Here is a 24,878-nt window from a genome sequence, read left to right as displayed (position 1 = left end):
TAGACTTTGTTTCACCGATTAAACCTATTATCGTTTTTTTTATCAGGTATTGTTTTTCAGCAGCGCAGTATGTCCCGCTGCTGTCTGTCTGAACTATTGTATTCTTTTTTCTAATACAATGAATTCTAAAAGTTGATTTGAGATTGTAATATGAACGTCGCTTGCCGGGAAGGGTTCTCTTGCTCCCGTTTCTAAATAACCGCAACGCTTGTACCAGGCAATCAATTCCTCCCGAATGGATATCACTGTCATTACAATTTTAGACAAACCTAATGCCGAGGCATGAATTTCAGCTTGTTGCAATAATTTTTTTCCAATACCGCTATTTTGTAACTCTGGAGCAACCGTCAGCATTCCTAAATACAATTGATGTTGTTTAGCAACTAATAGTACACAACCTATAATCTGGTTGTTCTCCGTAAATTTTAGAAAGGTATTTTTAGTATGCTGAATGGTTTCAGTTAGTTCTTCTTCAGTTGTTCGGAGCCCTTCCAACAGGTTCGCTTCGGTGGTCCATCCTTTTTTAGAAGATGCTCCCCGATAGGCCGAATTGATTAATTTATTTAATGAGGATACGTCTTTTAATGTTGCTTTTGTAATCATAGGTGCTATTCCCCGTTATGGATTTTTGTTTTTCAAAGGTAGAAAAAAGATTAACAAAAAGGCATACCGTTCCAGTTCTTGTTCGTGTATTATAGTTTAGCGCACAGGCAGTATTCAATGTTTGTCGGGGGCTTCTTTTTGGCGATATAATTGGGTTGTAAATCAATAAAGAAAACAGTTATGTTATTGATAGTCAGGTTTGTTTGTTGTTAAATAAGGAATTTGTGTTACCTTTGAATAAATATTTTTTTTAACAATTTAATACCTATAATTATGAGAAATTTAAATATTATTTGGGTGATGGTAATGGTTTGTGTAATAAACATAACACCTATATTCGGGCAATCGACCGCCAGAAAGAATAAAATTATTGCTGACAGCCATACCGCTAAGGCTGAGTTCGTTAAAAGTGACCCTCTTATGAAAGGGCTTTTTGAAAAAGCATCGGGCTATGTCATCTTTCCCAATGTTGGCAAGGGAGGAATCGGTGTTGGAGGAGCAGTTGGAAACGGGGTGGTCTATCAAAACAACAAGATCATTGGTATGGCCAAGTTGACGCAACTGAGCATCGGATTCCAGGCAGGTGGACAAGCCTACCGGGAGGTAATATTTTTTGAGTCAAAAAAGGAATTGGAACGCTTTAAAGGCAGTCGATTCGAGTTTTCTGCTCAAGCTTCAGCAGTAGCCGTAACAGCTGGCGCTTCAGCGAATGTAAAGTATACTGATGGCGTTATGGTGTTCACCATGCAGAAAGGTGGACTCATGTACGAGGCATCGATTGGTGGACAGAAGTTTAAGTTTAATAAATTGTAGTAAGCTTGCTAATCCATTCGATATTGAAATAGGACATTGCTTACCGGCAATGGTTCTGTTTTTTTCGCAGCTATTTAACGGTTGCATTACCCTGAAATAACTTCGTCACGAAATTAAATCACTGTGATTAAAAAACACGCTACCCGTTTTTTCAAAGATAAAAAAAACTACAACAAAATGAGATTTCGTTGTAGTTTTTGTTTTTGTATCATTAGGGTAAGCGCGCGCAGTATTTCCATTCTGTCAAATCGCTAGAATTTATTACAGCTGAGCGATTGGGTTAATTTTATTCCATTAAACAAATGTTTTTTTGTTGGGCAGGAGGTCTTTCTGTTTACTGGATACTGCTTGGTAGTACTCCAGGGTGATATTCTCAGCAACTGCAGCCAACACATCCGTAGTAGCTGACAGTTGGCTGCATTTATTATTGTTTGCTTCAACCAAAATAGCGCGGTTTATATTATTGTATGAATCCCCACTCATAATTAGTAATACCAAGGCTGCCTCTAATGGCGACATACTGGGATTGTAAGCTGCATTTTCAGCGTAAGCGCCCACATAAGAACCTAAGTTCGTAGCCAAACATACACCTGAATAATCTGCCGTATATGGCGAATATGAAGTATTGGCAGCATTAAATGCCCTAATCACAAATGGATCGACAGGAGGAGGAGTCATTTGCAAATTATTGTTTTGTGACAACATTAATCGGGTAGTTACACCTAAATCCTGTGGGCCAAATGCTTGTGGCAGTAAAGCAGTCAAGTTACTGCTTCCATCGTTTATTAAAACAGTAATATCTTCTGTTGAAGGGCAATTTATTATTTCATACAAAAATTGACGACAGTAACCGCAGGGAGCTGCAGAAATAGCAAGGTAATCTACCCCTGTTTCTCCATAGCTTACGGCATGAGCAATAGAGGCCTGCTCAGCATGTACCGTAAAACTTAATGCCTCATCGATAAACTCAATATTAGCACCAAAATAGATGGCTCCGGAAATGCCATGTACCACCGCTCCAACCTGAAATCCGGAAATGGGTGGTAAGGCAAACTTGGTAGCATAAGGTACGAGATAGTTCATCAATTGCTGCAAGTTCATGTTTAAACTTTGCATTAAATACTGAACTTGTTGCGGTGGCAGATATCCCCCATCAACAGAGTCATTCATGTAGTCCAAAATCTTTTTCTGTTTTTCATTGGTTTCAGATAAGTATATATCCGATAAGTCAACTTTTTTACCTTGTACTTTCATATCTTTTTTATTTTTTGTCTCTACTCTTTTGGCTTTTCGAATACTCCCTGTTTTTTTGAGAGGGTTCTAGACTCCTCTATTTTTTTTGTATGAATTAATGGATAATCTCTATGTAAACCTGCACCAATCCAGTAAAATTTTGCGGGGTTAATGGCGCAAATCCAGTATGTTATGATCAAATCTAATGATTTTACTTACAAAAAACTAATTTTGTACTAAAAAAAATGGAGAAATGGCTTCCTTGAATACAATAATAAACTGCTGGTAAAATTGTCTTTACCTATGAGCATATTCTCCATCATTTAATGCTACTATAACATAACTTTGTTATTTTAGAAATCAGAAATAATAGTAACTACTAAAATTGAATTTATGGAGCAGAAATTTCCCCTTCCGCCATTTAGCATGGAAACCGCTTTACAGAAAGTACAAGTAGCAGAAGATGCCTGGAATAGTAAAGACCCACAGCGAATTGCGTTGGCGTATACCCTGAATACCGAATGGCGTAACCGAAGCGAGTTTATAAACAGTCGGGAAGCGGTTAAGGAATTCCTTAAGCGCAAATGGGAAAAAGAGTTGAATTATACACTCAAGAAAGAGCTTTGGGCCTTTAGTGAAAACCGTATAGCGGTTCGTTTTGAGTACGAATACCACAATAATGAAGGACAATGGTTTAGAGCTTACGGTAACGAAAACTGGGAATTTGATGAAAACGGTTTAATGGAAAAACGGTTTGCCAGCATCAATGATTTGGCTATTGAAGAAAAAGACAGAAAGTTTAGATAATGCCAGCTATTTGTGATCGATGAAGGGTACAGACTTTAATCATTCCAAAAAATAAAGTCGGCTTTCAACTAGTTGCTTTTGAAAATAAAATCATTTTGAGTATCTCCAATGTGAATTATTGGGTACTAATTTCCATAAAAAAAAAACGACTGAAAAATAATTTATCAGTCGTTTTGTATTTTTTTAGGTATAGGCAAATGCTACGCCAAAAACGATTTTAATTCCTCGTACGTTTTAATTTTTACGCTTATTTTTTCCTTTCCTAAAACACTTTCAATTTGTGTTGGAATAGTTAATTTTACGTTTAATGTTGGTTCTACGGTATCCAAAAATTTAATGGGATGGGCGGTTTCTAAGAAAATACCAATTGCATTTGGGTGGTTTTGTAATTCTTTTTTCAATCCCAAATAACCAACTGCTCCGTGTGGTTCTGCAATATAACCGTCTGTGTTATAAATGGTTTTCATTGCTTCGATAGTTGCTGAATCAGAGAAAGTATACGATGAAAAATCCTTTTTGAACTGCTCCAAATCATTTTGGTACATTTCCTGAATACGGATGAAATTACTTGGATTTCCAACATCCATCGCATTAGAAATCGTTGCCATCGAAGGTTTTGGATCGTAAATTCCATTTTCTAAAAATCGTGGAACGGTATCGTTAACATTTGTGGAAGCTACAAAATGTTCGATAGGCAAGCCCATTTTTTTAGCAATGATACCCGCGCAAATATTTCCAAAATTCCCACTTGGGCAAGAGAAAACTAACGGCTTGTTCTGTTTTTTTAATGCTTTATACGCAAAGAAGAAATAAAACATTTGTGGCAACCAGCGTGCAATATTTATCGAATTCGCTGAAGTCAGGTTTTTATGTTTTAAGCTGTCATCCAGGAATGCTTTTTTGACCATATCCTGACAATCATCAAATACACCATCTACTTCAAGAGCAGTAATGTTTTGGCCTAAAGTAGTCAATTGTCTTTCCTGAATATCACTCACTTTTCCGGATGGATACAGGATAATTACTTCAACACCCTTTACACCAAGGAAACCACTGGCTACAGCGCCACCAGTATCACCTGAAGTCGCTACAAGAACCGTATTTTTATTGTCTTTTTTGTCTTTATTGAAATAACCCAGGCAACGCGACATAAAACGGGCGCCTACGTCCTTAAAGGCCATTGTTGGACCATGAAATAATTCCAGCGAATAAATACCTTTTTCCACTTCAACCACAGGGAAATCAAAACACAAGGTTTCGGCAATGATTTGTTTTAAAGTTGCTTCAGGAATTTCGTCACCGACAAATTGTTTGATGGCTTCAAAAGCAATTTCGGCATTGCTTAAATTTTCGATAGTATCAAAAAAAGCAGGAGCTAAAGAGGTAATGGTTTCAGGGAAATACAATCCTTTATCTGTTGCTAATCCTTGTATTACGGCTTCTTGGAAAGAAACTTTGGGTGCATTATGGTTTAAACTGTAATATTTCATTTTGTAATAGTTGCTTTATGCGGTACACTTTCTGCAGTAAGCTTTTGCCTAATGCGGGAAGCGTATTGCTTATATAATTATTTTCATTCCTTCGTCATTTACTTTTGAAACGTGAATTTCATACGGTAAATTCATAGCATCGTACACAGCGCTCATGGCTTTGGCGATTTTATCAGCGGTTTCCTTTCCTTTGCTTAAAGCAAAAATAGAAGGGCCTGAACCTGATATTCCGGAACCCAATGCGCCGTTTTCTAAAGCAGTTTGCTTGATTAGATCAAAACCAGGAATCAATACACTTCGTAATGGTTCCACAATTTCATCATGTAATGAACGTCCGATTAAATCGTAATCTTTAGTGTATAGTCCAGCGATTAATCCACCTACATTTCCCCATTGCATAATAGCACTTTTCAGGGAAACGGTTTGCTTGAGTACCGAACGCGCATCCGAAGTTTTTAACTCAATTTGAGGATGAACCACCGTCGCATACAATTCGGAAGGGCTTTCAATTTTGATAATGTCCAAAGGATTGTAACTTCTTACCAAAGTAAATCCACCCAAAAGGGCAGGAGCGACGTTATCAGCGTGTGCATTTCCACTGGCTAGTTTTTCACCCTGCATCGCAAATTGAACCAGCTCTTTTCTTGTAAATGGCTTTCCGAGTAACTCGTTGATTCCAAAAACGGCACCAGCTGAACTCGCTGCACTGCTCCCGATTCCACTACCTGCTTTGATGTGTTTGTAAATTTCAATATCAAACCCAAAATCAGTTTCAACTGCGTCAAGCATTGCCAAAGCAGCAACACCCGCTACGTTTTTTTCGGTTTCTAAAGGCAGGTCAGCACCAACTATTTTAGTGATACGAATGCCTTTTATATCTGATTTTCGAATAATCATTTCGTCACCGGCCGTTTCTAAACACAATCCAAGGACATCAAATCCACAGGAAAGATTGGCGATTGTGGCAGGGCAAAATATTTTTATTTCATTCATATTTTTTTATTTTTTGGGTGACACAGCTGCAATAGATTGCGTGACTGCACTACACGTTTCCGATTCTAATTACATCAGCAAAAATTCCAGAAGCGGTAACAGCGGCTCCTGCACCAGCTCCTTTTATCAATAAAGGCTGGTCAACGTAACGATCCGTAAAGAATAATACAATGTTGTCTTTCCCTTCTAAATTGTAAAAAGGATGGTCTTTAGGAATAAATCGTAAACCAACATTTGCTTTTCCATTTTCGAACTGCGCTACATATTTCAAACGGGAATCTTTACTCAATGCTTCTTTATAAATGGCTTCAAAATGAGCAGCATGTTCTACTAAAGATTCAAAAAAGCCTTCATTTGATGTTGTATCCAAACATTCAGCAGGCATAAAGGATTCGTTTGTAATTTCGTCGATTTCCATTTTGTAACCACTTTCTCTAATCAGAATTAATATCTTTCTGGCAACGTCAATTCCGCTTAAATCAATTTTAGGATCCGGCTCTGTAAAGCCTTGTACACCAGCTTCTTTAACAACATCATGAAAAGTATGATTTTCATCAAAATTATTAAAGATAAAGTTCAGACTTCCCGATAAAACGGCTTGGATCTTATTCACTTTATCCCCTGAGGCAATCAGGTTTTTTACGGTATCTATGATCGGTAATCCAGCTCCAACATTGGTTTCAAATAGAAATGGAGCGTTGAACTGTCTGGACAGTTTTTTTAGTTTTTTATAATTATCATATTCGGAGGCACAAGCAATTTTATTACAGGTTACTACAGCAACATTTTGTCTAAGGTATTCTTCGTATGTTTTAGATACACTTTCATTTGCAGTAATATCAACAAAAATGCTGTTGCGTAAATTGAGTGCTTTTACATTTGAAATAAACTTTTCTTTGTCAGCAGGTTCTCCGGTTTCCAATGCGAATTGCCATTCTTTTAAAGAGATTCCATCTTCATCAAAATACATTTTTCGGGAATTAGATAAAGCAATAACCCTTAGGTTTATTTTTAGATTGTCTTTTAAGAATTTCTTTTGTTGGTGGATTTGCTCTATGAATTTTTCACCTACATTTCCAACACCCATTACAAATAGGTTTAACTGTTTGGTGTTTTCTTCAAAAAAGTTTTCGTGTAAAGTGTTTAATGCTTTTTTTACATCTCTTTCATTGATGACAGCCGAGATATTTCTTTCGGAAGCACCTTGCGCAATCGCTCGGATGTTAACGTTATTTTTTCCTAAAGTGCTAAACATTCGTCCACTTAAACCTTGATGGTTTTTCATATTTTCACCAACCAAAGCAATGATGCAAAGGTTTTTTTCAACGATGCAGGGATCAATTTTATTTTGCAAAATCTCTATTTCAAAAGCTTTGTTGATAGCATCTTCGGCCACATCAGCATCCGAATTTAGAATTCCGATACAAATAGAATGCTCCGACGAAGCTTGAGTAATAAAAATAACATTAATATTTTCATGCGATAGTACTTCAAAAAGCCTTTTGGATGAACCTGTAACCCCAATCATTCCAGGTCCTTCAAGGGTAATCAAGGTAATATTGTCAATATGGCTGATTCCTTTTACCGGATTAGTATGGGCCATTTCCTGATTTGATATATAAGTTCCTGCAGCTTCCGGTTCAAAAGTATTTTTGATGTGAATTGGAATATTCTTTCTTAATACCGGTTGGATTGTTGGCGGATATAAAACTTTGGCACCAAAATGCGATAACTCCATAGCTTCCTGATAGGAAATGAAGGCGATAGGCTGTGCTTGTTTTACAATCTTTGGATTAGCGGTAAACATTCCGTTTACATCAGTCCAAATTTCTAAGTCGGAAGCATTTAGTGCTCCCGCGAGGATTGCTGCAGTATAGTCCGAACCACCGCGACCTAACGTAGTATTTATGCCATCAACTGATGCGGCAATAAATCCAGGCATTATCACCACTTGATTCTCATTCGAGGCAAAAAAATCAGCAATTAATTGATTTGAAACTTCAAAATTTACTGTTGCTTTTCCAAAATGATTATCGGTTTTTATTAATTCACGGCTGTCTTTATAACCGCTATTTTTTAGATTTTGTTTTAATGCTTCAGCAATGATATAAGAAGACAATAATTCACCAAAACTTAAAATAGTATCAGAAGTTCTGGCAGATAATTCCCCCAAAAGAAAACAACCGTCCAGTAGGGTTTCAAGATGATTTACAATTCTTTTTATATGACTTAACAGGCTGCTTTGTTCACTTACAGGAATAAATTCTTTTAAGGCATCTAAGTGTTTTTTTTCTATTTCAGCAAGAATGTCTTTGAAACTTTCATCTCCGGCAGCGGCTTTTTGGGAAGCGAGTTGTAGCATGTCAGTAACTTTGCTAAAAGCAGAAATCACTACTACTAATTTTTCTTCTTTTGCTTTATTGATGACGATATCCAGAACCAGTTTTATATTTTGTGCATTGGCAACCGAAGTTCCGCCAAATTTTAATACTTTCATTGTATATGTTTTATTTTAAAAATGCAATGTTTTTTATACATCCAAAATCTTTCTCCTTTCAAGGAAAAAGTATACTAACAGGATTATATGTAAAATGAATACCCCTAAGGGGTAGTTGTACTTGTTGTAGTAGTAAATGTAACAGCAATTGCAACCCAGTATTGAGTTGTTATCGAAGATTGATATGTTGATCTGTTGTTTACCATTTTGATTTCCCAAAAGTACAGTTTTTTGTAAAAACCAAAACATTAAATTCGGTTTTTGCGAATATTTTAAAAAACCAATCGCATTTTGATTAAAAATAAATATTTTTCAGTAAATATCCTTTTGATTGATGTAATTCTTATAATTGTCTGGATTTTGCAACGCCGTTGAGTCGTTGTTGCACCATTTTGAATAAATTTAAACAGCAAATTTAGTAGTGATTGTATCCGATACGCTCTGAATTTCTTTAATTTTATGCGGATAAATTATTTTAATATTGGAAATGTAACAGTATGCTGCACTGTTAATTTAATTGAACCTTAACTATAGATAATTTGCATGAAACCTATTTTTTGGTTTTTTTTGTATGGTAATTTTAAATTATTATTAAAAAATGTTGCTTTTTAATATTGATTTATTCAATTTTGGGCACTTAAATACAAATAGAATGGAAAACACACATTATATAAGCACCGCAGTACTTTCATTAGAAGTTTTAAACGAGATTATTGCGCATCATAAAACAATAGCGTTATCTGATGAAGCAAAAATAAATATCCAGAAATGCAGGGATTATTTAGATAAAAAAATGGCTACCCATAACGCGCCTATTTATGGAATTAATACTGGTTTTGGTTCGCTTTGTAATGTGAAAATTTCAAATGAAAATTTATCGAAACTTCAAGAAAATCTAGTGAAATCCCATGCTTGCGGAACGGGTGAAGAAGTTCCGAATGCAGTGGTTAAATTGATGCTATTACTCAAAATTCAATCCTTGAGTTATGGTCATTCCGGAATTCAATTGCAAACAGTGGAGCGATTAATCGCATTTTATAATAATGATATTTTACCTGTAATTTATACCCAGGGTTCTCTTGGTGCATCGGGTGATTTGGCTCCGCTGGCCCATTTGTCTTTGCCTTTATTAGGAGAAGGTGATGTGTATTTTGAAGGTAAAAAAGTGCATTCCAGTGCAGTTTTAAAGCGTTTTGACTGGGAACCAATCGCTCTGCAATCCAAAGAGGGCTTGGCTTTGTTGAACGGTACCCAGTTCATGAGTGCCTATGGCGTTCATATCTTGATGAAAGCAAATAAGTTTTCTTATTTAGCAGATCTAATAGGAACTATTTCTCTTGAGGGATTTGATGGCAGAATTGAGCCTTTTCATGAATTGATTCATTTTATTCGTCCTCACAAAGGGCAAATTGTAACGGCAAAACGCATAAAAGGATTTCTTGAGGGAAGTGAAATTATTGAACAGGAAAAAACACATGTTCAGGATCCGTATTCTTTTAGGTGTATGCCACAAGTTCACGGTGCTTCAAAAGATGCTTTTGATTATGTGAAAAAAGTATTTAAAACGGAAATTAATTCAGTAACGGATAATCCGAATATATTTATCGAAAGTGACCAAATTATTTCAGGAGGTAATTTTCATGGGCAGCCGTTGGCACTCGCATTGGATTTCATGGCAATTGCTTTGGCAGAATTAGGCAGCATTTCGGAACGGAGAACGTATCAGCTGATATCAGGTTTGCGTAATCTTCCGGCTTTTTTGGTCGATAATCCTGGTTTGAATTCGGGTTTGATGATTCCGCAATATACCGCAGCCAGTATTGCAAGTCAGAACAAGCAACTGGCAACACCTTCCAGCGTTGATAGCATTGTATCCAGCAATGGACAAGAAGATCACGTAAGTATGGGGGCAAATGGTGCCACAAAAGCGTTGCGTGTCATGGATAATGTGGAACGAATTTTAGCGATAGAATTGATGAATGCTTCGCAAGCCATAGAATATAGGAAACCGCTGCAATCAAGTGATTTTATCGAAATGTTTTTAAGTGCTTACAGAGCGGAAGTCCCTTTGGTGAAAGAAGACCGGATTTTGCATTATGATATTGAAAAAACGGTTGCTTTTCTGAATAGTTTTCAAATTGAAGATGATTTGTTGACAATAATTTAACATTAGCTTAAAATAATGAACTAATTTTGCAGTTCTAAAATATATAAAATGTCAATAAATAGTATTTTCCAATTTTTAGTTCCAAAAGACAAAAAATTCTTTCCTCTTTTTGAAGAAGCATCCAGTAATCTAATTGAATTAGCTTCAAACTTACACGAAGCGGTAAATCTTCCGTTGAAGGAAAGAGAAGTTCTTTTTCAAAAAATTGATGCCTTAGAGCAAAAAGGAGAAGACATTACCCGTCAGACAAATTTGGAATTAAGCAGAAATTTCATCACTCCTTTTGATAGAGAAGATATTCACTCCCTGATTACTTCAATTGACAATGTAGCTGATAATCTTCACGGGGCTGCGAGCAGAATGCGATTGTATCAGGTTGATAAGATTACGAAGTCTATCAGAAAATTGACAGAAATAAATCTTGAAGCGTGTCAAAATATTGATGTGGCGGTAAAAGAATTGAGAAGTTTTAAAAAAATCAAGAATATTACAGATGCCTGTGCCCGAATCAGTAAGTTGGAGAATAAATCGGATACTGTTTATAATAAAGCGGTATTTGAAATATTTGAAAATGAAACGGATGCCAAAAATATTATTAAATATAAAGAGGTTCTGTCCGTTTTGGAATCTGCAACTGATAAATGTAAGAGTGTAGCAAGTGTTCTTGAATCAATCTCTGTAAAACACTCTTAATTCAATCAGTTTAGACTGAAATATATTTATGGAATTTACTCTACTAATAGTTATTATAGTTCTGGCTTTAATTTTTGATTACATCAATGGTTTTCATGATGCTGCCAATGCTATTGCTACAGTTGTAGCGACAAAAGTCTTAACTCCGTTTCAAGCAGTGCTTTGGGCTGCTTTTTTTAACTTTTTGGCGTACTGGGTTTTCGGTTTTGGAGTTGCTGATACAGTAGCAAAAACAGCTAGTACGATGGACATCAATTTAGTTGTAATTCTCGCCGGAGTAATTGCCGCTATTTGTTGGAACTTATTGACCTGGTGGCTTGGAATACCTTCCAGTTCGTCTCATACTTTAATTGGAGGATTTGCTGGTGCAGCCATTGCTCATGCTGGTTTTGGGGTGGTCTCCTGGTATAAGGAAGGAAAAGATGGAGGAATGCCTTCTGGTGTTTTGATAATTATTGCTTTTATTATATTAGCGCCATTATTAGGTGCCCTGATTTCTTATTTGATATCCATATGGCTTTTAAATGCTTCCAGAAAAAGTATTTATCCAAAACTATTTACAGTATGTCTTATGGCATTGTCCATCTGGTTTGTTGAAAGCCAAATGGTCTATTATGATCAGATTGAAAAGCCTCGTTTCGATTCTCATTTTTGGAGTATCGCTCTGGAGGCACATAATATCAAATGGTTTTTAGTAGGATTCATTGTTTTGTCCGTTAGTTTTTTCTGTTTGATTTTTAGTAGTTTAAATCTAACTCAGGCAACTGCCTGGTTGAAAAAGATGCAGTTATTATCTTCCGCGGCCTTTAGTTTAGGACATGGTGGAAATGATTCTCAAAAAGTTATGGGTATTATAGCTGCAGCCGTAGCTGTTTATATTCATACTAGTGGAGTAGCACAGGAAAGTTTACCAAGTTGGCTGGATGTTGTGCTTCCAAAAGAGGACGGATCATTTAAAATGCCTGCCTGGATTCCTTTAGCTTGTTATTCTGCTATTGCAGCAGGAACCTTGAGCGGCGGTTGGAAAATCGTAAAAACAATGGGTTCTAAAATAACAAAAGTAACTTCTTTTGAAGGTGTTGCTGCTGAAACTGCAGGAGCTTTAACATTGTATTTTACAGAACATTTAAAAATTCCGGTAAGTACAACTCATACCATTACGGGGTCCATCATTGGTGTTGGTTTAACGAAACGTATTTCAGCGGTTCGTTGGGGTGTGACGGTGAGCTTAGTTTGGGCGTGGGTGTTAACTATTCCTATTTCAGCAATTTTGGCTGCATTAGTGTACTGCGTGCTTAGTTTGTTTTTATAATTTCAGATTAAAATTCATATAAAAAAAACCATTCGAAGCTAGACTGCGAATGGTTTTTTTTATCTCTTTAAATTTTTCGTTTTTTTTAAATAAAAGATCCTGAATTTCTTCCATTTTGTCAAATACGCTTTTTGCAAAAGGACATAACGGCAAGATTTTAAGGTTATTTTCCCTTGCGAATTGTACTGCTTCCATTACCAGTTTTTTGCCCACGCTTTGGCCGGCAAATGCATCATTTACTTCGGTATGATCGATGATAAATTTATCAGTTCCTGCCCAGGTGTAGGTTATTCTTCCTGCCTCTATTGCGTTATCAGAAGCTCTAAAACAGCCTTTTTTAATTTCGTTTATTTGTTCGATTATCATGATTTTTAATTTAATTCGGTTGTAATTTCGATAGGATTAGTTAAAATTTGATGCATGGGGCATTTGTCGGCAATGTTTACTAATCTTGTTTTTTGCGCCTGGTCTAAATTTCCAAAGAATAGAATGTTGCGCATCATTTTGGATTTATTTTCCGTTAGGTCTCTTTCAAAAGTAACTTCAACTTTTATATCTGTTAAATCCCATCCTTTTCGGTTAGCATACATGCGTAAAGTGATGCAGGTGCAAGCTGCCAAAGCGGAAGCTAGTAATTCTTTTGGTGCAAAGCCCAAATCCTTTCCTCCGGAACTTTCAGGTTCATCTGAAATAATAGTATTGTTAGCTGATTTTATTTCTGTTTTATAGCTTTCTTCGCCAATTTGCGCTTTTATTTTGATCATAATTGCTATTTTTTATTTTGCTCCGGAAGGGGAACAAATTCACTTTCGCCCGGAACTTTATCAAAAGTTTGCGCCAGCCATTTTTCTTTTGCCTTTTCAATCAGTTCTTTGGTTGAAGCGACAAAATTCCAATAGATAATTCTTTCTTCAGGAAACGGGTCTCCTCCAAAAATATAGATGGTGGTGTTGTCTGCCATCTCAAAGGTGCAGAGTCTACTGTCTTTGGCTATCAAAATTTGCTTTGGTCCAAAAACGTTACCTTCGCTTTCGATACTGCCTTCTAAAATATATAAGGCACTTTCGCCAAATAAGTCTTTGCCGATAGTAACCGTTTGGCGTGTGGTACTTTTTAATTCCAGCAGATAGAGAGGGCTGTAAACAGGAACAGGTGATTTTTTGCCAAGCACTTCTCCGGCTATAAGTTTGAATGTGATGGTGTCTGTTTTCCATTGTGGAATTTGATCTTCCGGCACATGGAAAAAAAAAGGTTCCATTTCCTCCAGTTCCTTGGGTAAAGCTACCCAAATTTGAAGTCCATGTAACATTTTATTAGAATGACGCAAATACTCAGGTGTTCGTTCTGAATGGACAATTCCTTTTCCTGCGGTCATCCAGTTAATTTGCCCGGGTTTGATTTCCATTGCTGTTCCCAAACTGTCTTTGTGCATGATGCTCCCTTCAAATAAATAGGTCAGAGTCGAAAGTCCAATATGCGGATGTGGAGGGACATCAAAATTTTCGTAATCACTCATGGAGGTAGGTCCCATATGATCGATGAATGCGAACGGTCCAACCATTCTTTTTTCTCGAAAGGGAAGCAATCGCCCAACCATAAAGTTGCCAATATTGCTCGGGCGTTCTTCTATTATCAGTTTTATATTTGACATGTTTTATCTTTTAAACTATAAAAATAAGGAAATTATTCTTCCAAATAACCGAATTTCCCCATATTCATATCATTAAATGCCTGCATGATTTCAGCTTCAGTATTCATTACAAATGGACCGTGTGCCGCAATAGGTTCATTGATGGGTTCACCACTTAAAATTAAAACGATTGCATTTTCAGTGGCTTCAATGGTAAATTCTTCTCCGTCATTTTTAAATAATACAAAATGGTCCGCTGGAACATTTTCTGTATCGTTGATTTTTATGCTTCCTTCAATTACCAATAATCCGGTGTTGTAATTTGCAGGAAAATTGAAGGCTGCTTTTGCTCCCTTATTTAATTTGGCATTTTGTAAATGCACAGGGGTGAAAGTGGAAGCAGTTCCTTTGATATTTTCGTATTGTCCTGCTATAACTTCAATCACGCCACCATTTTCGGGAAGTTTGAATTTGTTGATTTGGTCATTGGTAATTCCCTGGTATTTCGGCGTTGACATTTTATCTTTTGCAGGAAGATTGACCCAAAGTTGTACCATTTGAAAATCACCGCCATTTTTGCTAAATTCTGCTTCGTGGTATTCTTTATGTAAAATCCCCGAAGCTGCAGTCATCCATTGTACATCACCTTCGCCAATAATACCGCTATTTCCGGCACTGTCATGGTGTGCTACTTTTCCGTGATAGGCAATCGTAACCGTTTCAAAACCCCTATGCGGATGTACACTAACACCTCTGGGTCGATCTGTTGGCGGAAAATAAAATTTAGAGTTATAATCCATCATAATAAATGGACTCATTCTTTTCATATCCAAATGATGACCACCCGGGATAAAGTTATGTACTCTAAATCCGTCACCAACCATGTGTGGCGCTGGTGGCGCCAATACTAATTCAATATTTTTTGTTTTCATTTCGTTATCCTATTTAAATTATAGTACAAATTTACTATGGATTACAATCGAATGCATTGATGTAGGATAAGTAATGAATTTGCAATTCATTACTACCGCTTGAAATTTCTTTTTGCTAATTCCTTACGAACCCTACTTAAGGTTTCAGGTGTAATGCCTAAATAGGAAGCAATCATCCATTGCGGAATGCGTAAGGTAAGACTTGGGTAAAGGGTTATAAAATCCAAATAACGTTCTTCTGCTGTTGCGCCCAGTAAGAGATTTACTCGTTTTTGAAGTTGGCGAATGTGATTGTGTAATGCAATATTGTCCTGTTGCCGAAAAGAAACACTCATTTCAGCCACGACGTCGATGAAATTTTTATCGATAAAAACAAGTTCCGTTTCTTCAATGGCATCAATAAATAATTCAGATGGCTCATTGAAATAAGAACTGCTTCTGTCCGAAATAATCCAATGTTCCGGTGCAAATTGAATGATATGTTCTTTTCCGGTTTCGTCAAGGGTATACGAACGCAATAATCCTTTAGAAACAAAGAAGGAGTGATGACAAATGTCCCCCTGATGAAGTAGGACAGTACCTTTTTCTACTTTTTTGGATTGCAGCGTAGCGGTAATGGAAAGAAATTGCTCCTCCGTTAGATTGGTTTTGGACTGGAAGTATGTTTTGAATGAATCAAGCATAATTATTAGAGTGTTCAGTACTGCTTCTATTGTATTTGAATCTTCTTTGTAATTCTTACGAAAATTGTTGTCAGATCTAGTTTATTCCGCTTAAATTTTTATGAATACGTCTTCGTTTGTAATGGGTTTGTTTTAAATTTTTGTTACCGGATATAATACTGATGTTGCCATCAATCTCAAGCATTGCTAATTTTACATCTTTAAAAAACTCGATTCCATGTTCCCGCATTGCTTCTTTTAATTCGTCAGAAGTGATATTTAATTTGCTTAAAGACTTAAAATCCAAATTACCGTCGTGAATCAGAATCTCTGGCTTTTGCTGCATGAAGTCATTAAATTTCTGATACTTAAACATTAATTTCTTTAAAACAAAGTTGATGGTAAAAAGTACAGTTGCTGCTGCCAAACCTCCTAAAAGGCTTGTGTTGTTACCGACCATTGCATTTTGGACGGAATTGCTTATCAATAATATTAAAATTACATCGGCAGTATTGAGTTGGGATAATTCTTTTTTTCCAAAAAACCGCAAAGCAATACCCATGAAAAAATAAACGGCGGCGCTGCGAACGATAATGTCGAGATAGGAATTCATGTTTTGTAGTTTCAGGTTTGAAATTGTATTTAAAATCGATAACTGGCAGCATTTAATCACAATAGATTTTCCCGTTGAGTGCTGCCTTCTAAAATCAGTACACTATTTTAACTTAAAGTTCTTCTCAATGGCTTTTATCATTTCTCCGGCTATGTCTTTATTGGTGGCTCCCTCGATACCTTCCAATCCCGGCGATGAATTTACTTCCAGTAACAAAGGCCCCTTTGAAGAGCGAATGATATCAACACCGGCTACTTTCAAATCCATTGCTTTTGCAGCTTTTATAGCGATACGTTTTTCTTCAGCGGTCACTTTTATGACTGAAGCTGTTCCTCCAAGGTGGATGTTTGCTCTAAATTCGCCTGGCATTGCTTCCCTTTGAATGGCAGCTACTACTTTTCCGTCAATTACAAAGCAACGAATGTCTTTACCATTGGCTTCTTTAATAAATTCTTGAACTAATATGTTGGCATTTAAGCTTTTAAATGCGTTTATGACGCTTTCTGCAGCTTTTTTAGTTTCGGCTAATACAACCCCTTTTCCTTGGGTTCCTTCAAGTAATTTAACAATTAAAGGAGAGCCTCCAACCATTTTTATTAAATCATCGGTATCTAAAGGTGAATTTGCAAATCCGGTAGTAGGAATTTCCACACCATGATTCAAAAGTAATTGTAATGAATAGAGCTTGTCACGGGATTGTGTGATGGCATTGGAAGAATTTAAACAAAATACTTTTAATGCTTCAAATTGTCTCGTTAAAGCACAGCCGTAGAAAGTTATACTTGGCCGAATTCTTGGAATAATGGCATCAAATTGATTTAATATTTTTCCTCCACGGTAATGAATTTCCGGTGTTTTTGCATCCAGCTTCATATAACATTCTTTGATATTCAAAAAATGCATTTCATGACCCCGCATTTCACCCGCTTCCATAATGCGTTTGTTGCTGTATAATTCAGGATTACTGGCTAAAAGACCTATGCGCAGACCTGAGCTGGCTTTTTCAGCATTTTTATAGAGTTCTTTCAGGCTATCTGAGGTAGGTTGCCCTAAAAGATATTTTTGTTCCGGATCAACCAGAACTCTTCCGCTCATCGCTTCGCGTCCTAAAAGCATTCTAAAACCCATGGAATCCCTATTGGTCAAAGTCATTTCGATGGGCCATATTGAATCTCCAATTTTTAAGTTGGTCTGGATAACATAACGTTGTTCTCTAAAGCCGCTGGAACTTTTTACAAAACGTTTATCAACTAAAGGGGCTTCACAATGAATTACCGTTTTTAGATTGTTTTGAATCGGATTGATATCAAACTTTACCCAGTTTGCTTCATTCTTGATAAAAGGGGCAATGTTTATAGCGTGCAGCGCAGATGTTTTTGCACCTGAATCAACGCGTGCTTTAATTGTTGGAATTCCCAATTCAGGAAATGAACACCATTCTTCGCTACCCAGGATAACTTTGTTTTGAGACATAAATTGATTTTATTTAACCTATTTTTTAAATATCAAATGTAAATATTTGTTTTCAAAAAAAGTTAGATTTGTATAAAGAATAAACCCGTTATGTTATAAAAACGTAACGGGTTTATTTTGTGCAATTCCAGGAAAATTTATGGATTCGTAGGTTCGCCAGCTTTGTGAACCTGAACGGTCAGTTCTTGTGCTCCGTCTTCAATATCCATGAAAATTTCGTCTCCGGAAGCAATTTTTGAAGTGATAATTTCTTCAGCAAGTGCATCTTCAACATATTTCTGGATCGCTCTTTTTAATGGTCTTGCGCCAAATTGTCTGTCAAATCCTTTTTCAGCGATAAAAGCTTTGGCTTTATCAGAAAGGTTTAATTGATAGCCCAATTCTGCAACACGAGCATATAATTTTTTCAATTCGATTTCGATAATCAAATCAATATCGTGTTTTTCTAAAGCATTGAACACAATTACATCGTCAATTCTATTAAGGAATTCCGGTGCAAAAGTTTTTTTCAACGCATTTTCAATGATACTTTTCGAATTGTCATCGGCTTGCGCTACTTTAGCGGCAGTACCAAAACCAACACCTTGACCAAAATCTTTTAATTGTCTGGCTCCAACGTTTGAAGTCATGATAATTATAGTGTTTTTGAAGTCAATTTTTCGGCCTAAACTATCCGTTAAATAACCATCGTCAAGAACTTGCAATAACATATTGAAAACATCGGGATGTGCTTTTTCTATCTCATCCAATAATACGACACAATAGGGTTTTCTTCTTACTTTTTCAGTTAATTGACCACCTTCTTCATAACCAACATATCCAGGAGGCGCACCAACTAAACGGGAGATTGCAAATTTCTCCATGTATTCACTCATGTCAATACGAATCAATGCATCTTCCGAATCGAATAATTCTTTTGCCAATACTTTTGCTAACTGTGTTTTACCAACACCAGTTTGTCCTAAGAAGATAAAAGAACCAATTGGTCGGTTTGGATCTTTTAATCCAGCACGATTTCTTTGGATGGAACGAGCGATTTTCATCACCGCTTCTCTTTGTCCAATAACTTTTCCTTCAATAAGTTCCGGTAACTTAGCTAATTTATTACTTTCAGTTTGTGCAATACGATTTACCGGAATACCTGTCATCATTGAAACTACATCAGCAACATTATCTTCGGTAACTTCGATACGATTATTCTTAGCATCTTCTTCCCATTGTTCCTGAGCAATCGCTAAATCTTTTTCGATCTTTTTTTCGTCATCACGAAGCTTAGCAGCCTCTTCGTATTTTTGTTTCTTAACAACGACATTTTTCAATTCTCGGACATCTTCCAATTGACGTTCTAAATCTAAAATTTGTTTAGGAACTTCAATATTGGTGATGTGAACTCGGGAACCTGCTTCGTCTAAAGCGTCAATAGCCTTGTCTGGCAAGAAACGCTCCGACATATACCTGTCTGTTAGTTTTACGCAAGCTTCAATTGCTTCTTGCGTATAGGTAACATTGTGATGGTCTTCGTATTTGTTTTTGATGTTGTTCAAAATCGTGATCGTTTCCGCAACAGATGTCGGTTCCACAATTATCTTTTGAAAACGTCTTTCCAATGCGCCGTCTTTCTCAATATATTGACGGTATTCATCTAGTGTTGTAGCGCCAATACATTGAATTTCGCCTCTTGCTAATGCAGGTTTAAACATATTGGATGCATCTAGAGAACCCGTTGCACCACCAGCTCCAACGATAGTATGAATTTCATCTATGAAAAGAATAATGTCATCATTCTTTTCTAATTCGTTCATTACCGCTTTCATGCGCTCTTCGAACTGACCACGGTATTTTGTTCCGGCCACAAGGCTTGCCAAATCTAATGTTACAACACGTTTGTTGAAAAGGATTCGGGATACTTTCTTTTGAATTATTCGCAAGGCTAATCCTTCGGCAATAGCTGATTTTCCTACTCCAGGCTCACCTATAAGTAGTGGATTATTCTTTTTGCGACGGCTCAAAATTTGAGAAACTCGTTCGATTTCTTTTTCGCGTCCTACAACAGGATCTAGTTTTCCTTCTTCGGCCATTTCTGTTAAATCCCTACCGAAATTATCCAGAACAGGTGTTTTGGATTTTTTGTTTGATTTATTGGCAGGATTGTTAAAAGTACCTTCTTTAAGACTGTCATCTTGTCCGGAATCGTCATTATACGATTCGTTTCTTGGCAAGTTTTCTAAAAATTCTTCTTCGCTTGGAGTCATATTTAAATATTGTTCTTTAGCTACATCATAATCAATTTTAAGTTTATTCAGTAGCTTGGTTGTTGGATCATTTTCGTTTCTTAAAATGCATAACAGTAAATGTGCTGTGCTAATGGACGAGCTATGAAATACTTTTGCTTCAAGAAAAGTGGTTTTCAACGCTCGTTCTGCCTGTCGCGTTAAGTGTAAGTTTTTCTTTTCAACATTAACGTCTGTGCTTGGACTTGCTGGGCTTAGGATTTCTACTTTTCTGCGTAAATGATCTAAATCGACAGATAGGTTATTCAATATTTGTATTGCTTTTCCATTTCCATCTCTTAATATACCAAGCATCAAGTGTTCAGTTCCTATAAAGTCATGACCCAATCGCAAGGCTTCTTCCTTGCTATAGGTAATAACATCTTTTACTCTTGGTGAAAAATTATCATCCATAATATATATTTGATATCGTAAATTTAGTGAATTACTAATTGAAAAACAAAAATCATTCCCTTAACAACTATTGTCAGCTAATAGACAAAAAAATAAGGGGAATGCAGCCAAAAAGCCACTTATTTTATTAACTAAAACCAAAGTGAAATTTGTTAATAAATCATCAAAATAAGTGGGTTAAAATAGGCTTAAAAATTTCAAAAAGCTGTATATTGGCACGTTTTGAAACTAATATAATTTTTTAATATAACAACTTATGTCTGAAGGAGAAAAGTTAATTCCTATTAACATAGAAGATGAAATGAAATCAGCTTACATCGATTATTCGATGTCAGTAATTGTATCAAGAGCGCTTCCAGATGTTAGAGATGGTTTGAAACCAGTACATCGAAGAGTTCTTTACGGAATGTATGATTTAGGAGTTTTTTCAAATAAAGCCCATAAAAAATCCGCCAGAATTGTCGGAGAAGTATTAGGTAAGTACCACCCGCATGGTGATACATCGGTTTATGATGCCATGGTTCGTATGGCTCAAGAATGGAGTTTACGTTATTTATTAGTAGATGGTCAGGGTAATTTTGGTTCTGTGGATGGGGATAGTCCTGCAGCGATGCGTTATACGGAAGCCAGAATGCGCAAGATTTCGGAAGAAATTATGGCTGATATCGAAAAAGAAACCGTTGACTTTCAATTGAATTTTGATGATACTTTGTATGAGCCTAAAGTAATGCCAACCCGTGTTCCCACCTTATTAATTAATGGTGCTACGGGAATTGCTGTAGGTATGGCCACTAACATGCCGCCTCACAATCTTACTGAAGTAATCAACGGGACATTAGCGTACATTGACAATAATGAGATTGAGATAGATGAATTGATGAACCATATTAAAGCTCCGGATTTCCCTACTGGTGGTATCATATATGGTTACGAGGGAGTTCGTGAAGCATTTAAAACGGGTAGAGGGCGTATTGTAATGCGTGCCAAAGTCGGTTTTGAAGAAGTGGACGGAAGAGAATGTATTATTGTTACTGAAATCCCTTATCAGGTCAATAAAGCAGATATGATTAAACGTACTGCGGATTTGGTAAATGATAAAAAAATAGACGGGATTGCTAATATTCGAGATGAATCGGATAGAAATGGTATGCGTATCGTTTATATCCTGAAACGCGATGCAACGCCCAATGTAGTTTTAAATACACTTTACAAGTATACACAATTACAATCGTCGTTTAGTGTAAATAATATTGCATTAGTGAAAGGACGTCCACAAATGTTGAATCTGAAAGATATGATTCACTATTTTGTAGAGCACCGTCACGATGTCGTGATTCGCAGAACGCAGTTTGATTTGCGTAAAGCGGAAGAAAGAGCGCACATTTTAGAAGGATTAATTATTGCTTCGGATAATATTGATGAAGTAATTGCGTTAATTAAAGCTTCGAAAAACACTGAAGAAGCAAGAGGAAAATTAATCGAAAGATTCAAATTATCCGACATTCAATCCCGTGCCATTGTAGAAATGCGTTTGCGTCAATTAACAGGTCTTGAGCAGGACAAGTTAAGAGCGGAATACGATGAAATTATGAAGTTAATTGAGCATTTAAGAGCTTTATTAGCCGATGTGAATTTAAGAACTGCTTTGATAAAAGAAGAATTAGAAGAAATTCGTGAGAAATATGGTGATGCCCGTCGTTCTATAATCGAGTATTCAGGGGGTGATGTAAGTATAGAGGATTTAATTGCCGATGAAAATGTGGTCATTACGATTTCTCATGCGGGTTATATTAAACGTACCAATCTTACGGAATACAAAACTCAGAATAGAGGAGGAGTTGGACAAAAAAGTGCAGGAACAAGAGATCAGGATTTCTTGGAACACATGTTTGTGGCAACAAATCACCAATATATGATGTTTTTTACCCAAAAAGGAAAATGTTTCTGGATGCGTGTTTATGAAATACCAGAAGGAAGTAAAACTGCAAAAGGTAGAGCGATTCAGAATTTGGTGAATATTGAGAGCGATGATAAGGTAAAAGCATTTATTTGCACCCAGGATTTAAAAGACAAAGAGTACATCAACAGCCATAATCTTATTATGGTGACTAAAAAAGGTCAGGTTAAGAAAACATCTTTAGAGAAATATTCTAAGCCAAGGGTTAATGGTGTTGCAGCAATTACGATTAAGGAAGGCGATGAGCTGTTGGAAGCAAAATTAACTAATGGGGAAAGTCAAATTATTTTGGCTGTAAAATCTGGTAAATTAGTTCGTTTTGAAGAAACTAAAACCCGTCCAATGGGAAGAACGGCTTCTGGAGTTCGTGGTATTACCCTTAAAGATGATACCGATGAAGTTATTGGCATGGTTACTGTAAATGATATGAGCAGCGAAATTTTAGTTGTTGCCGAAAATGGATACGGAAAACGTTCAAGCCTTGACGAATACAGAATTACCAACCGTGGCGGAAAAGGAGTTAAAACCTTAAATATTACCGAGAAGACCGGTAAGCTTATTTCGATAAATGCAGTTACGGATGCCGATGATTTAATGATTATCAACAAATCGGGATTGACTATCAGAATGGCTGTTGAGGATTTAAGAGTTATGGGACGTGCTACGCAAGGAGTTAAGTTAATCAACATCAAAGGAAACGATTCGATTGCAGCGGTTACAAAAGTAATGAAAGACGATGTAGCAGAAGTTCTTGTTGATGAAGATGGTAATATCATAGAAACGGAGACAATCGAAAGGGTGAAGCCGGTTTTAGAAGTACTTGAAGACGAAGGTGCCGATGACGACGATGACGAGGATGAGGCTGAAGACGACCAAGCTGAAGAAGAAGGTGAAGACGAAGAAGCTGATGACGAAGCTTAAAAAGAAGAATAAAAAAGAATAATTATTAAACAAAAACAAGAATATTATGAAAAGTAAATATGTAATACTTGCATCAGCATTATTGATATCAGTAGCTACTTTTGCTCAAAAAGATCAAATTAAAGCTGCTGAGAAAGCCTTAAAAGGCGGGAATTCTCAAGAAGCGGCAACTATTTTACAAGGAACGGAATCTTTGATTGCAAATGCTACAGATGCTGAAAAAGCACAGTTTTTCTTTATAAAAGGAAATGCTTTGTTAGATTTGGCCAATAAAAATGTAGAAACCAGCACGAATCTTTCTCTTGCTGCAAAAGCATATCAGGATTTAATTGCTGTTGAAAAGGCTTCTGGGAAAATTAAGTATTCTACTCAGGCAGCAGCTTCAATTACAGAAATAAAATTTAAGTTAATCAATGCTGCTATAGCAGATTCAAAAATAGATAAACACGCAGATAGTGCTAAAAAATTATATGATGCTTATTTGTTAGACAAAAAAGACACCATTAATTTATACTATGCAGCTTCTACTTATGTGAATGCTAAGGAATATGATACAGCGCTTAAGTTGTATGAGGAGTTGAAAAACATAAACTATTCCGGAAAAGGAACGAGTTATTTTGCAGTGAATAAGTTGACTGGAGAAGAAGATGTTTATGCTACAGCCCAAGATAGGGATAGAATGGTGAAACTAGGAACTCATGAAAAACCAAGAACTGAAGCTGTTCCTTCAAAAAGAGGAGAAATATATAAAAATATGGCTTTAATTTTAGTTCAAAACGGAAAAACTGAAGAAGCTAAAAAAGCCATTGCTGAGGCTAGAGTTACCAATCCGGACGATACTTCATTGATTTTGACAGAAGCTAATTTATATTTAGATAGTAAAGACTATGTCACTTATAAAAAATTAATTTCTGAAGTATTGGAAAAAAATCCTAATGATGCTGATTTAATTTTTAATTTAGGAGTAATTAGTGCTACTGCTAATAATACAGCTGAAGCGGAGAAATATTACAAGAGAGCAATTGAAATAAAACCAGATTATGTAAATGCTTACCTTAATTTAGCGATTCTAAAACTGGATGCTGACAAAAAACTTTTTGAAGAAATCAGTAAACTAGGAAACTCAGAAAAAGACAATAAGCGTTATTTGGTTCTTAAAAAACAAAGAGAAGCGGTATTTATGGATGCTTTACCATTTTTGGAAAAAGCGAGTGAATTAGATCCGTCAAATAAAGAAGTTAAAGCTACTTTGTTGAATGTTTACGGAGCATTAGAAATGACTGAAAAGAAAAAAGCATTGAAAGCTAAAATGTAAAATTGAATTCTATTTTTTAGCTTTTCTGAAATTAAATTTAGGAATACTAATTACAATCCTGATTGCCCTATGGTAATCAGGAT

At 36.2% G+C, this 24,878-nt stretch carries 20 protein-coding genes; 7 read left to right on the top strand and 13 right to left on the bottom strand.

Features of this window, described 5'->3' with window-relative positions; translation table 11 throughout:
- Positions 1–93 precede the first annotated feature (93 nt).
- Entirely contained in the window at positions 94–603 is a 510-nt protein-coding gene (locus ACNQGH_RS08615; RefSeq protein ID WP_417955567.1) for a GNAT family N-acetyltransferase, read from the bottom strand.
- A 273-nt stretch (positions 604–876) separates the two neighbouring features.
- Between ACNQGH_RS08615 and ACNQGH_RS08610 the strand changes: the two genes are divergently transcribed.
- The gene (locus ACNQGH_RS08610; protein ID WP_417955566.1) at positions 877–1,416 is read left to right on the top strand and encodes a lipid-binding SYLF domain-containing protein; all 540 of its coding nucleotides are present in this window, start codon (positions 877–879) and stop codon (positions 1,414–1,416) included.
- 294 nt (positions 1,417–1,710) lie between these two features.
- On the opposite strand, the gene cdd is transcribed toward ACNQGH_RS08610, so the two are convergent.
- Positions 1,711–2,670, bottom strand: a complete 960-nt coding sequence (cdd, locus tag ACNQGH_RS08605; protein ID WP_417955565.1) for a cytidine deaminase — start codon at positions 2,668–2,670, stop codon at positions 1,711–1,713.
- A gap of 372 nt (positions 2,671–3,042) precedes the next feature.
- Between cdd and ACNQGH_RS08600 the strand changes: the two genes are divergently transcribed.
- A complete protein-coding gene (locus ACNQGH_RS08600) occupies positions 3,043–3,456 on the top strand; it encodes a DUF1348 family protein (RefSeq protein WP_417955564.1) in 414 nt (137 codons plus the stop codon).
- A gap of 200 nt (positions 3,457–3,656) precedes the next feature.
- On the opposite strand, the gene thrC is transcribed toward ACNQGH_RS08600, so the two are convergent.
- The 3 genes from thrC to thrA form a co-directional block, all read right to left on the bottom strand.
- On the bottom strand, positions 3,657–4,946 hold the full coding sequence (thrC, locus tag ACNQGH_RS08595; RefSeq protein ID WP_417955563.1) for a threonine synthase: 1,290 nt from the start codon (positions 4,944–4,946) through the stop codon (positions 3,657–3,659).
- A gap of 69 nt (positions 4,947–5,015) precedes the next feature.
- A complete protein-coding gene (locus tag ACNQGH_RS08590; protein ID WP_417955562.1) occupies positions 5,016–5,939 on the bottom strand; it encodes a homoserine kinase in 924 nt (307 codons plus the stop codon).
- Positions 5,940–5,988: 49 nt separating this feature from the next.
- Positions 5,989–8,436 carry a bifunctional aspartate kinase/homoserine dehydrogenase I gene (gene thrA / locus ACNQGH_RS08585; RefSeq protein WP_417955561.1) on the bottom strand — a complete coding sequence of 816 codons (2,448 nt, stop codon included), beginning with the start codon at positions 8,434–8,436 and terminating at the stop codon, positions 5,989–5,991.
- Positions 8,437–9,088: 652 nt separating this feature from the next.
- On the opposite strand from thrA, the gene hutH reads away from it, so the two are divergent.
- The 3 genes from hutH to ACNQGH_RS08570 are packed head-to-tail and all read left to right on the top strand — an operon-like array spanning position 9,089 to position 12,608.
- Positions 9,089–10,603: a histidine ammonia-lyase gene (gene hutH / locus ACNQGH_RS08580; protein WP_417955560.1), complete on the top strand. Its 1,515-nt coding sequence runs from the start codon at positions 9,089–9,091 to the stop codon at positions 10,601–10,603.
- A gap of 48 nt (positions 10,604–10,651) precedes the next feature.
- A complete protein-coding gene (locus ACNQGH_RS08575; RefSeq protein ID WP_417955559.1) occupies positions 10,652–11,296 on the top strand; it encodes a DUF47 domain-containing protein in 645 nt (214 codons plus the stop codon).
- A gap of 28 nt (positions 11,297–11,324) precedes the next feature.
- On the top strand, positions 11,325–12,608 hold the full coding sequence (locus ACNQGH_RS08570; protein WP_417955558.1) for an inorganic phosphate transporter: 1,284 nt from the start codon (positions 11,325–11,327) through the stop codon (positions 12,606–12,608).
- Here ACNQGH_RS08570 and ACNQGH_RS08565 read toward each other — a convergent pair.
- The 8 genes from ACNQGH_RS08565 to ACNQGH_RS08530 form a co-directional block, all read right to left on the bottom strand.
- Positions 12,603–12,974, bottom strand: a complete 372-nt coding sequence (locus ACNQGH_RS08565) for a GNAT family N-acetyltransferase (RefSeq protein ID WP_417955557.1) — start codon at positions 12,972–12,974, stop codon at positions 12,603–12,605. The genes ACNQGH_RS08570 and ACNQGH_RS08565 overlap by 6 nt on opposite strands.
- A gap of 5 nt (positions 12,975–12,979) precedes the next feature.
- Positions 12,980–13,372 (bottom strand): OsmC family protein, encoded by a 393-nt coding sequence (locus ACNQGH_RS08560; protein WP_417955556.1) that lies wholly within the window; start codon positions 13,370–13,372, stop codon positions 12,980–12,982.
- 5 nt (positions 13,373–13,377) lie between these two features.
- On the bottom strand, positions 13,378–14,259 hold the full coding sequence (locus tag ACNQGH_RS08555) for a pirin family protein (RefSeq protein WP_417955555.1): 882 nt from the start codon (positions 14,257–14,259) through the stop codon (positions 13,378–13,380).
- 32 nt (positions 14,260–14,291) lie between these two features.
- Positions 14,292–15,170 (bottom strand): pirin family protein, encoded by an 879-nt coding sequence (locus tag ACNQGH_RS08550; protein ID WP_417955554.1) that lies wholly within the window; start codon positions 15,168–15,170, stop codon positions 14,292–14,294.
- Between the two features lie 92 nt (positions 15,171–15,262).
- Entirely contained in the window at positions 15,263–15,853 is a 591-nt protein-coding gene (locus ACNQGH_RS08545) for a Crp/Fnr family transcriptional regulator (protein ID WP_417955553.1), read from the bottom strand.
- Between the two features lie 76 nt (positions 15,854–15,929).
- Complete coding sequence (locus ACNQGH_RS08540) at positions 15,930–16,445, bottom strand: DUF421 domain-containing protein (RefSeq protein ID WP_417955552.1); 516 nt, start codon at positions 16,443–16,445, stop codon at positions 15,930–15,932.
- Positions 16,446–16,547: 102 nt separating this feature from the next.
- Positions 16,548–17,918, bottom strand: a complete 1,371-nt coding sequence (gene rimK, locus ACNQGH_RS08535) for a 30S ribosomal protein S6--L-glutamate ligase (RefSeq protein WP_417955551.1) — start codon at positions 17,916–17,918, stop codon at positions 16,548–16,550.
- A 137-nt stretch (positions 17,919–18,055) separates the two neighbouring features.
- A complete protein-coding gene (locus ACNQGH_RS08530; protein ID WP_417955550.1) occupies positions 18,056–20,602 on the bottom strand; it encodes an ATP-dependent Clp protease ATP-binding subunit in 2,547 nt (848 codons plus the stop codon).
- Between the two features lie 256 nt (positions 20,603–20,858).
- On the opposite strand from ACNQGH_RS08530, the gene gyrA reads away from it, so the two are divergent.
- Positions 20,859–23,480 carry a DNA gyrase subunit A gene (gene gyrA / locus ACNQGH_RS08525; RefSeq protein ID WP_417955549.1) on the top strand — a complete coding sequence of 874 codons (2,622 nt, stop codon included), beginning with the start codon at positions 20,859–20,861 and terminating at the stop codon, positions 23,478–23,480.
- A gap of 46 nt (positions 23,481–23,526) precedes the next feature.
- Entirely contained in the window at positions 23,527–24,795 is a 1,269-nt protein-coding gene (locus ACNQGH_RS08520; protein WP_417955548.1) for a tetratricopeptide repeat protein, read from the top strand.
- The last annotated feature ends 83 nt before the right edge of the window (positions 24,796–24,878 follow it).

Source organism: Flavobacterium kochi (assembly GCF_048286715.1).
In the GTDB taxonomy this organism is placed as follows: domain Bacteria; phylum Bacteroidota; class Bacteroidia; order Flavobacteriales; family Flavobacteriaceae; genus Flavobacterium.
This window is presented reverse-complemented; position numbering and strand designations above follow the sequence as displayed.

Coding starts and splice junctions, on each gene's coding strand:
- ACNQGH_RS08615 (WP_417955567.1), bottom strand. CDS start 603: ATGATTACAAAAGCAACATTAAAAGACGTATCCTCATTAAATAAATTA.
- ACNQGH_RS08610 (WP_417955566.1), top strand. CDS start 877: ATGAGAAATTTAAATATTATTTGGGTGATGGTAATGGTTTGTGTAATA.
- cdd (WP_417955565.1), bottom strand. CDS start 2,670: ATGAAAGTACAAGGTAAAAAAGTTGACTTATCGGATATATACTTATCT.
- ACNQGH_RS08600 (WP_417955564.1), top strand. CDS start 3,043: ATGGAGCAGAAATTTCCCCTTCCGCCATTTAGCATGGAAACCGCTTTA.
- thrC (WP_417955563.1), bottom strand. CDS start 4,946: ATGAAATATTACAGTTTAAACCATAATGCACCCAAAGTTTCTTTCCAA.
- ACNQGH_RS08590 (WP_417955562.1), bottom strand. CDS start 5,939: ATGAATGAAATAAAAATATTTTGCCCTGCCACAATCGCCAATCTTTCC.
- thrA (WP_417955561.1), bottom strand. CDS start 8,436: ATGAAAGTATTAAAATTTGGCGGAACTTCGGTTGCCAATGCACAAAAT.
- hutH (WP_417955560.1), top strand. CDS start 9,089: ATGGAAAACACACATTATATAAGCACCGCAGTACTTTCATTAGAAGTT.
- ACNQGH_RS08575 (WP_417955559.1), top strand. CDS start 10,652: ATGTCAATAAATAGTATTTTCCAATTTTTAGTTCCAAAAGACAAAAAA.
- ACNQGH_RS08570 (WP_417955558.1), top strand. CDS start 11,325: ATGGAATTTACTCTACTAATAGTTATTATAGTTCTGGCTTTAATTTTT.
- ACNQGH_RS08565 (WP_417955557.1), bottom strand. CDS start 12,974: ATGATAATCGAACAAATAAACGAAATTAAAAAAGGCTGTTTTAGAGCT.
- ACNQGH_RS08560 (WP_417955556.1), bottom strand. CDS start 13,372: ATGATCAAAATAAAAGCGCAAATTGGCGAAGAAAGCTATAAAACAGAA.
- ACNQGH_RS08555 (WP_417955555.1), bottom strand. CDS start 14,259: ATGTCAAATATAAAACTGATAATAGAAGAACGCCCGAGCAATATTGGC.
- ACNQGH_RS08550 (WP_417955554.1), bottom strand. CDS start 15,170: ATGAAAACAAAAAATATTGAATTAGTATTGGCGCCACCAGCGCCACAC.
- ACNQGH_RS08545 (WP_417955553.1), bottom strand. CDS start 15,853: ATGCTTGATTCATTCAAAACATACTTCCAGTCCAAAACCAATCTAACG.
- ACNQGH_RS08540 (WP_417955552.1), bottom strand. CDS start 16,445: ATGAATTCCTATCTCGACATTATCGTTCGCAGCGCCGCCGTTTATTTT.
- rimK (WP_417955551.1), bottom strand. CDS start 17,918: ATGTCTCAAAACAAAGTTATCCTGGGTAGCGAAGAATGGTGTTCATTT.
- ACNQGH_RS08530 (WP_417955550.1), bottom strand. CDS start 20,602: ATGGATGATAATTTTTCACCAAGAGTAAAAGATGTTATTACCTATAGC.
- gyrA (WP_417955549.1), top strand. CDS start 20,859: ATGTCTGAAGGAGAAAAGTTAATTCCTATTAACATAGAAGATGAAATG.
- ACNQGH_RS08520 (WP_417955548.1), top strand. CDS start 23,527: ATGAAAAGTAAATATGTAATACTTGCATCAGCATTATTGATATCAGTA.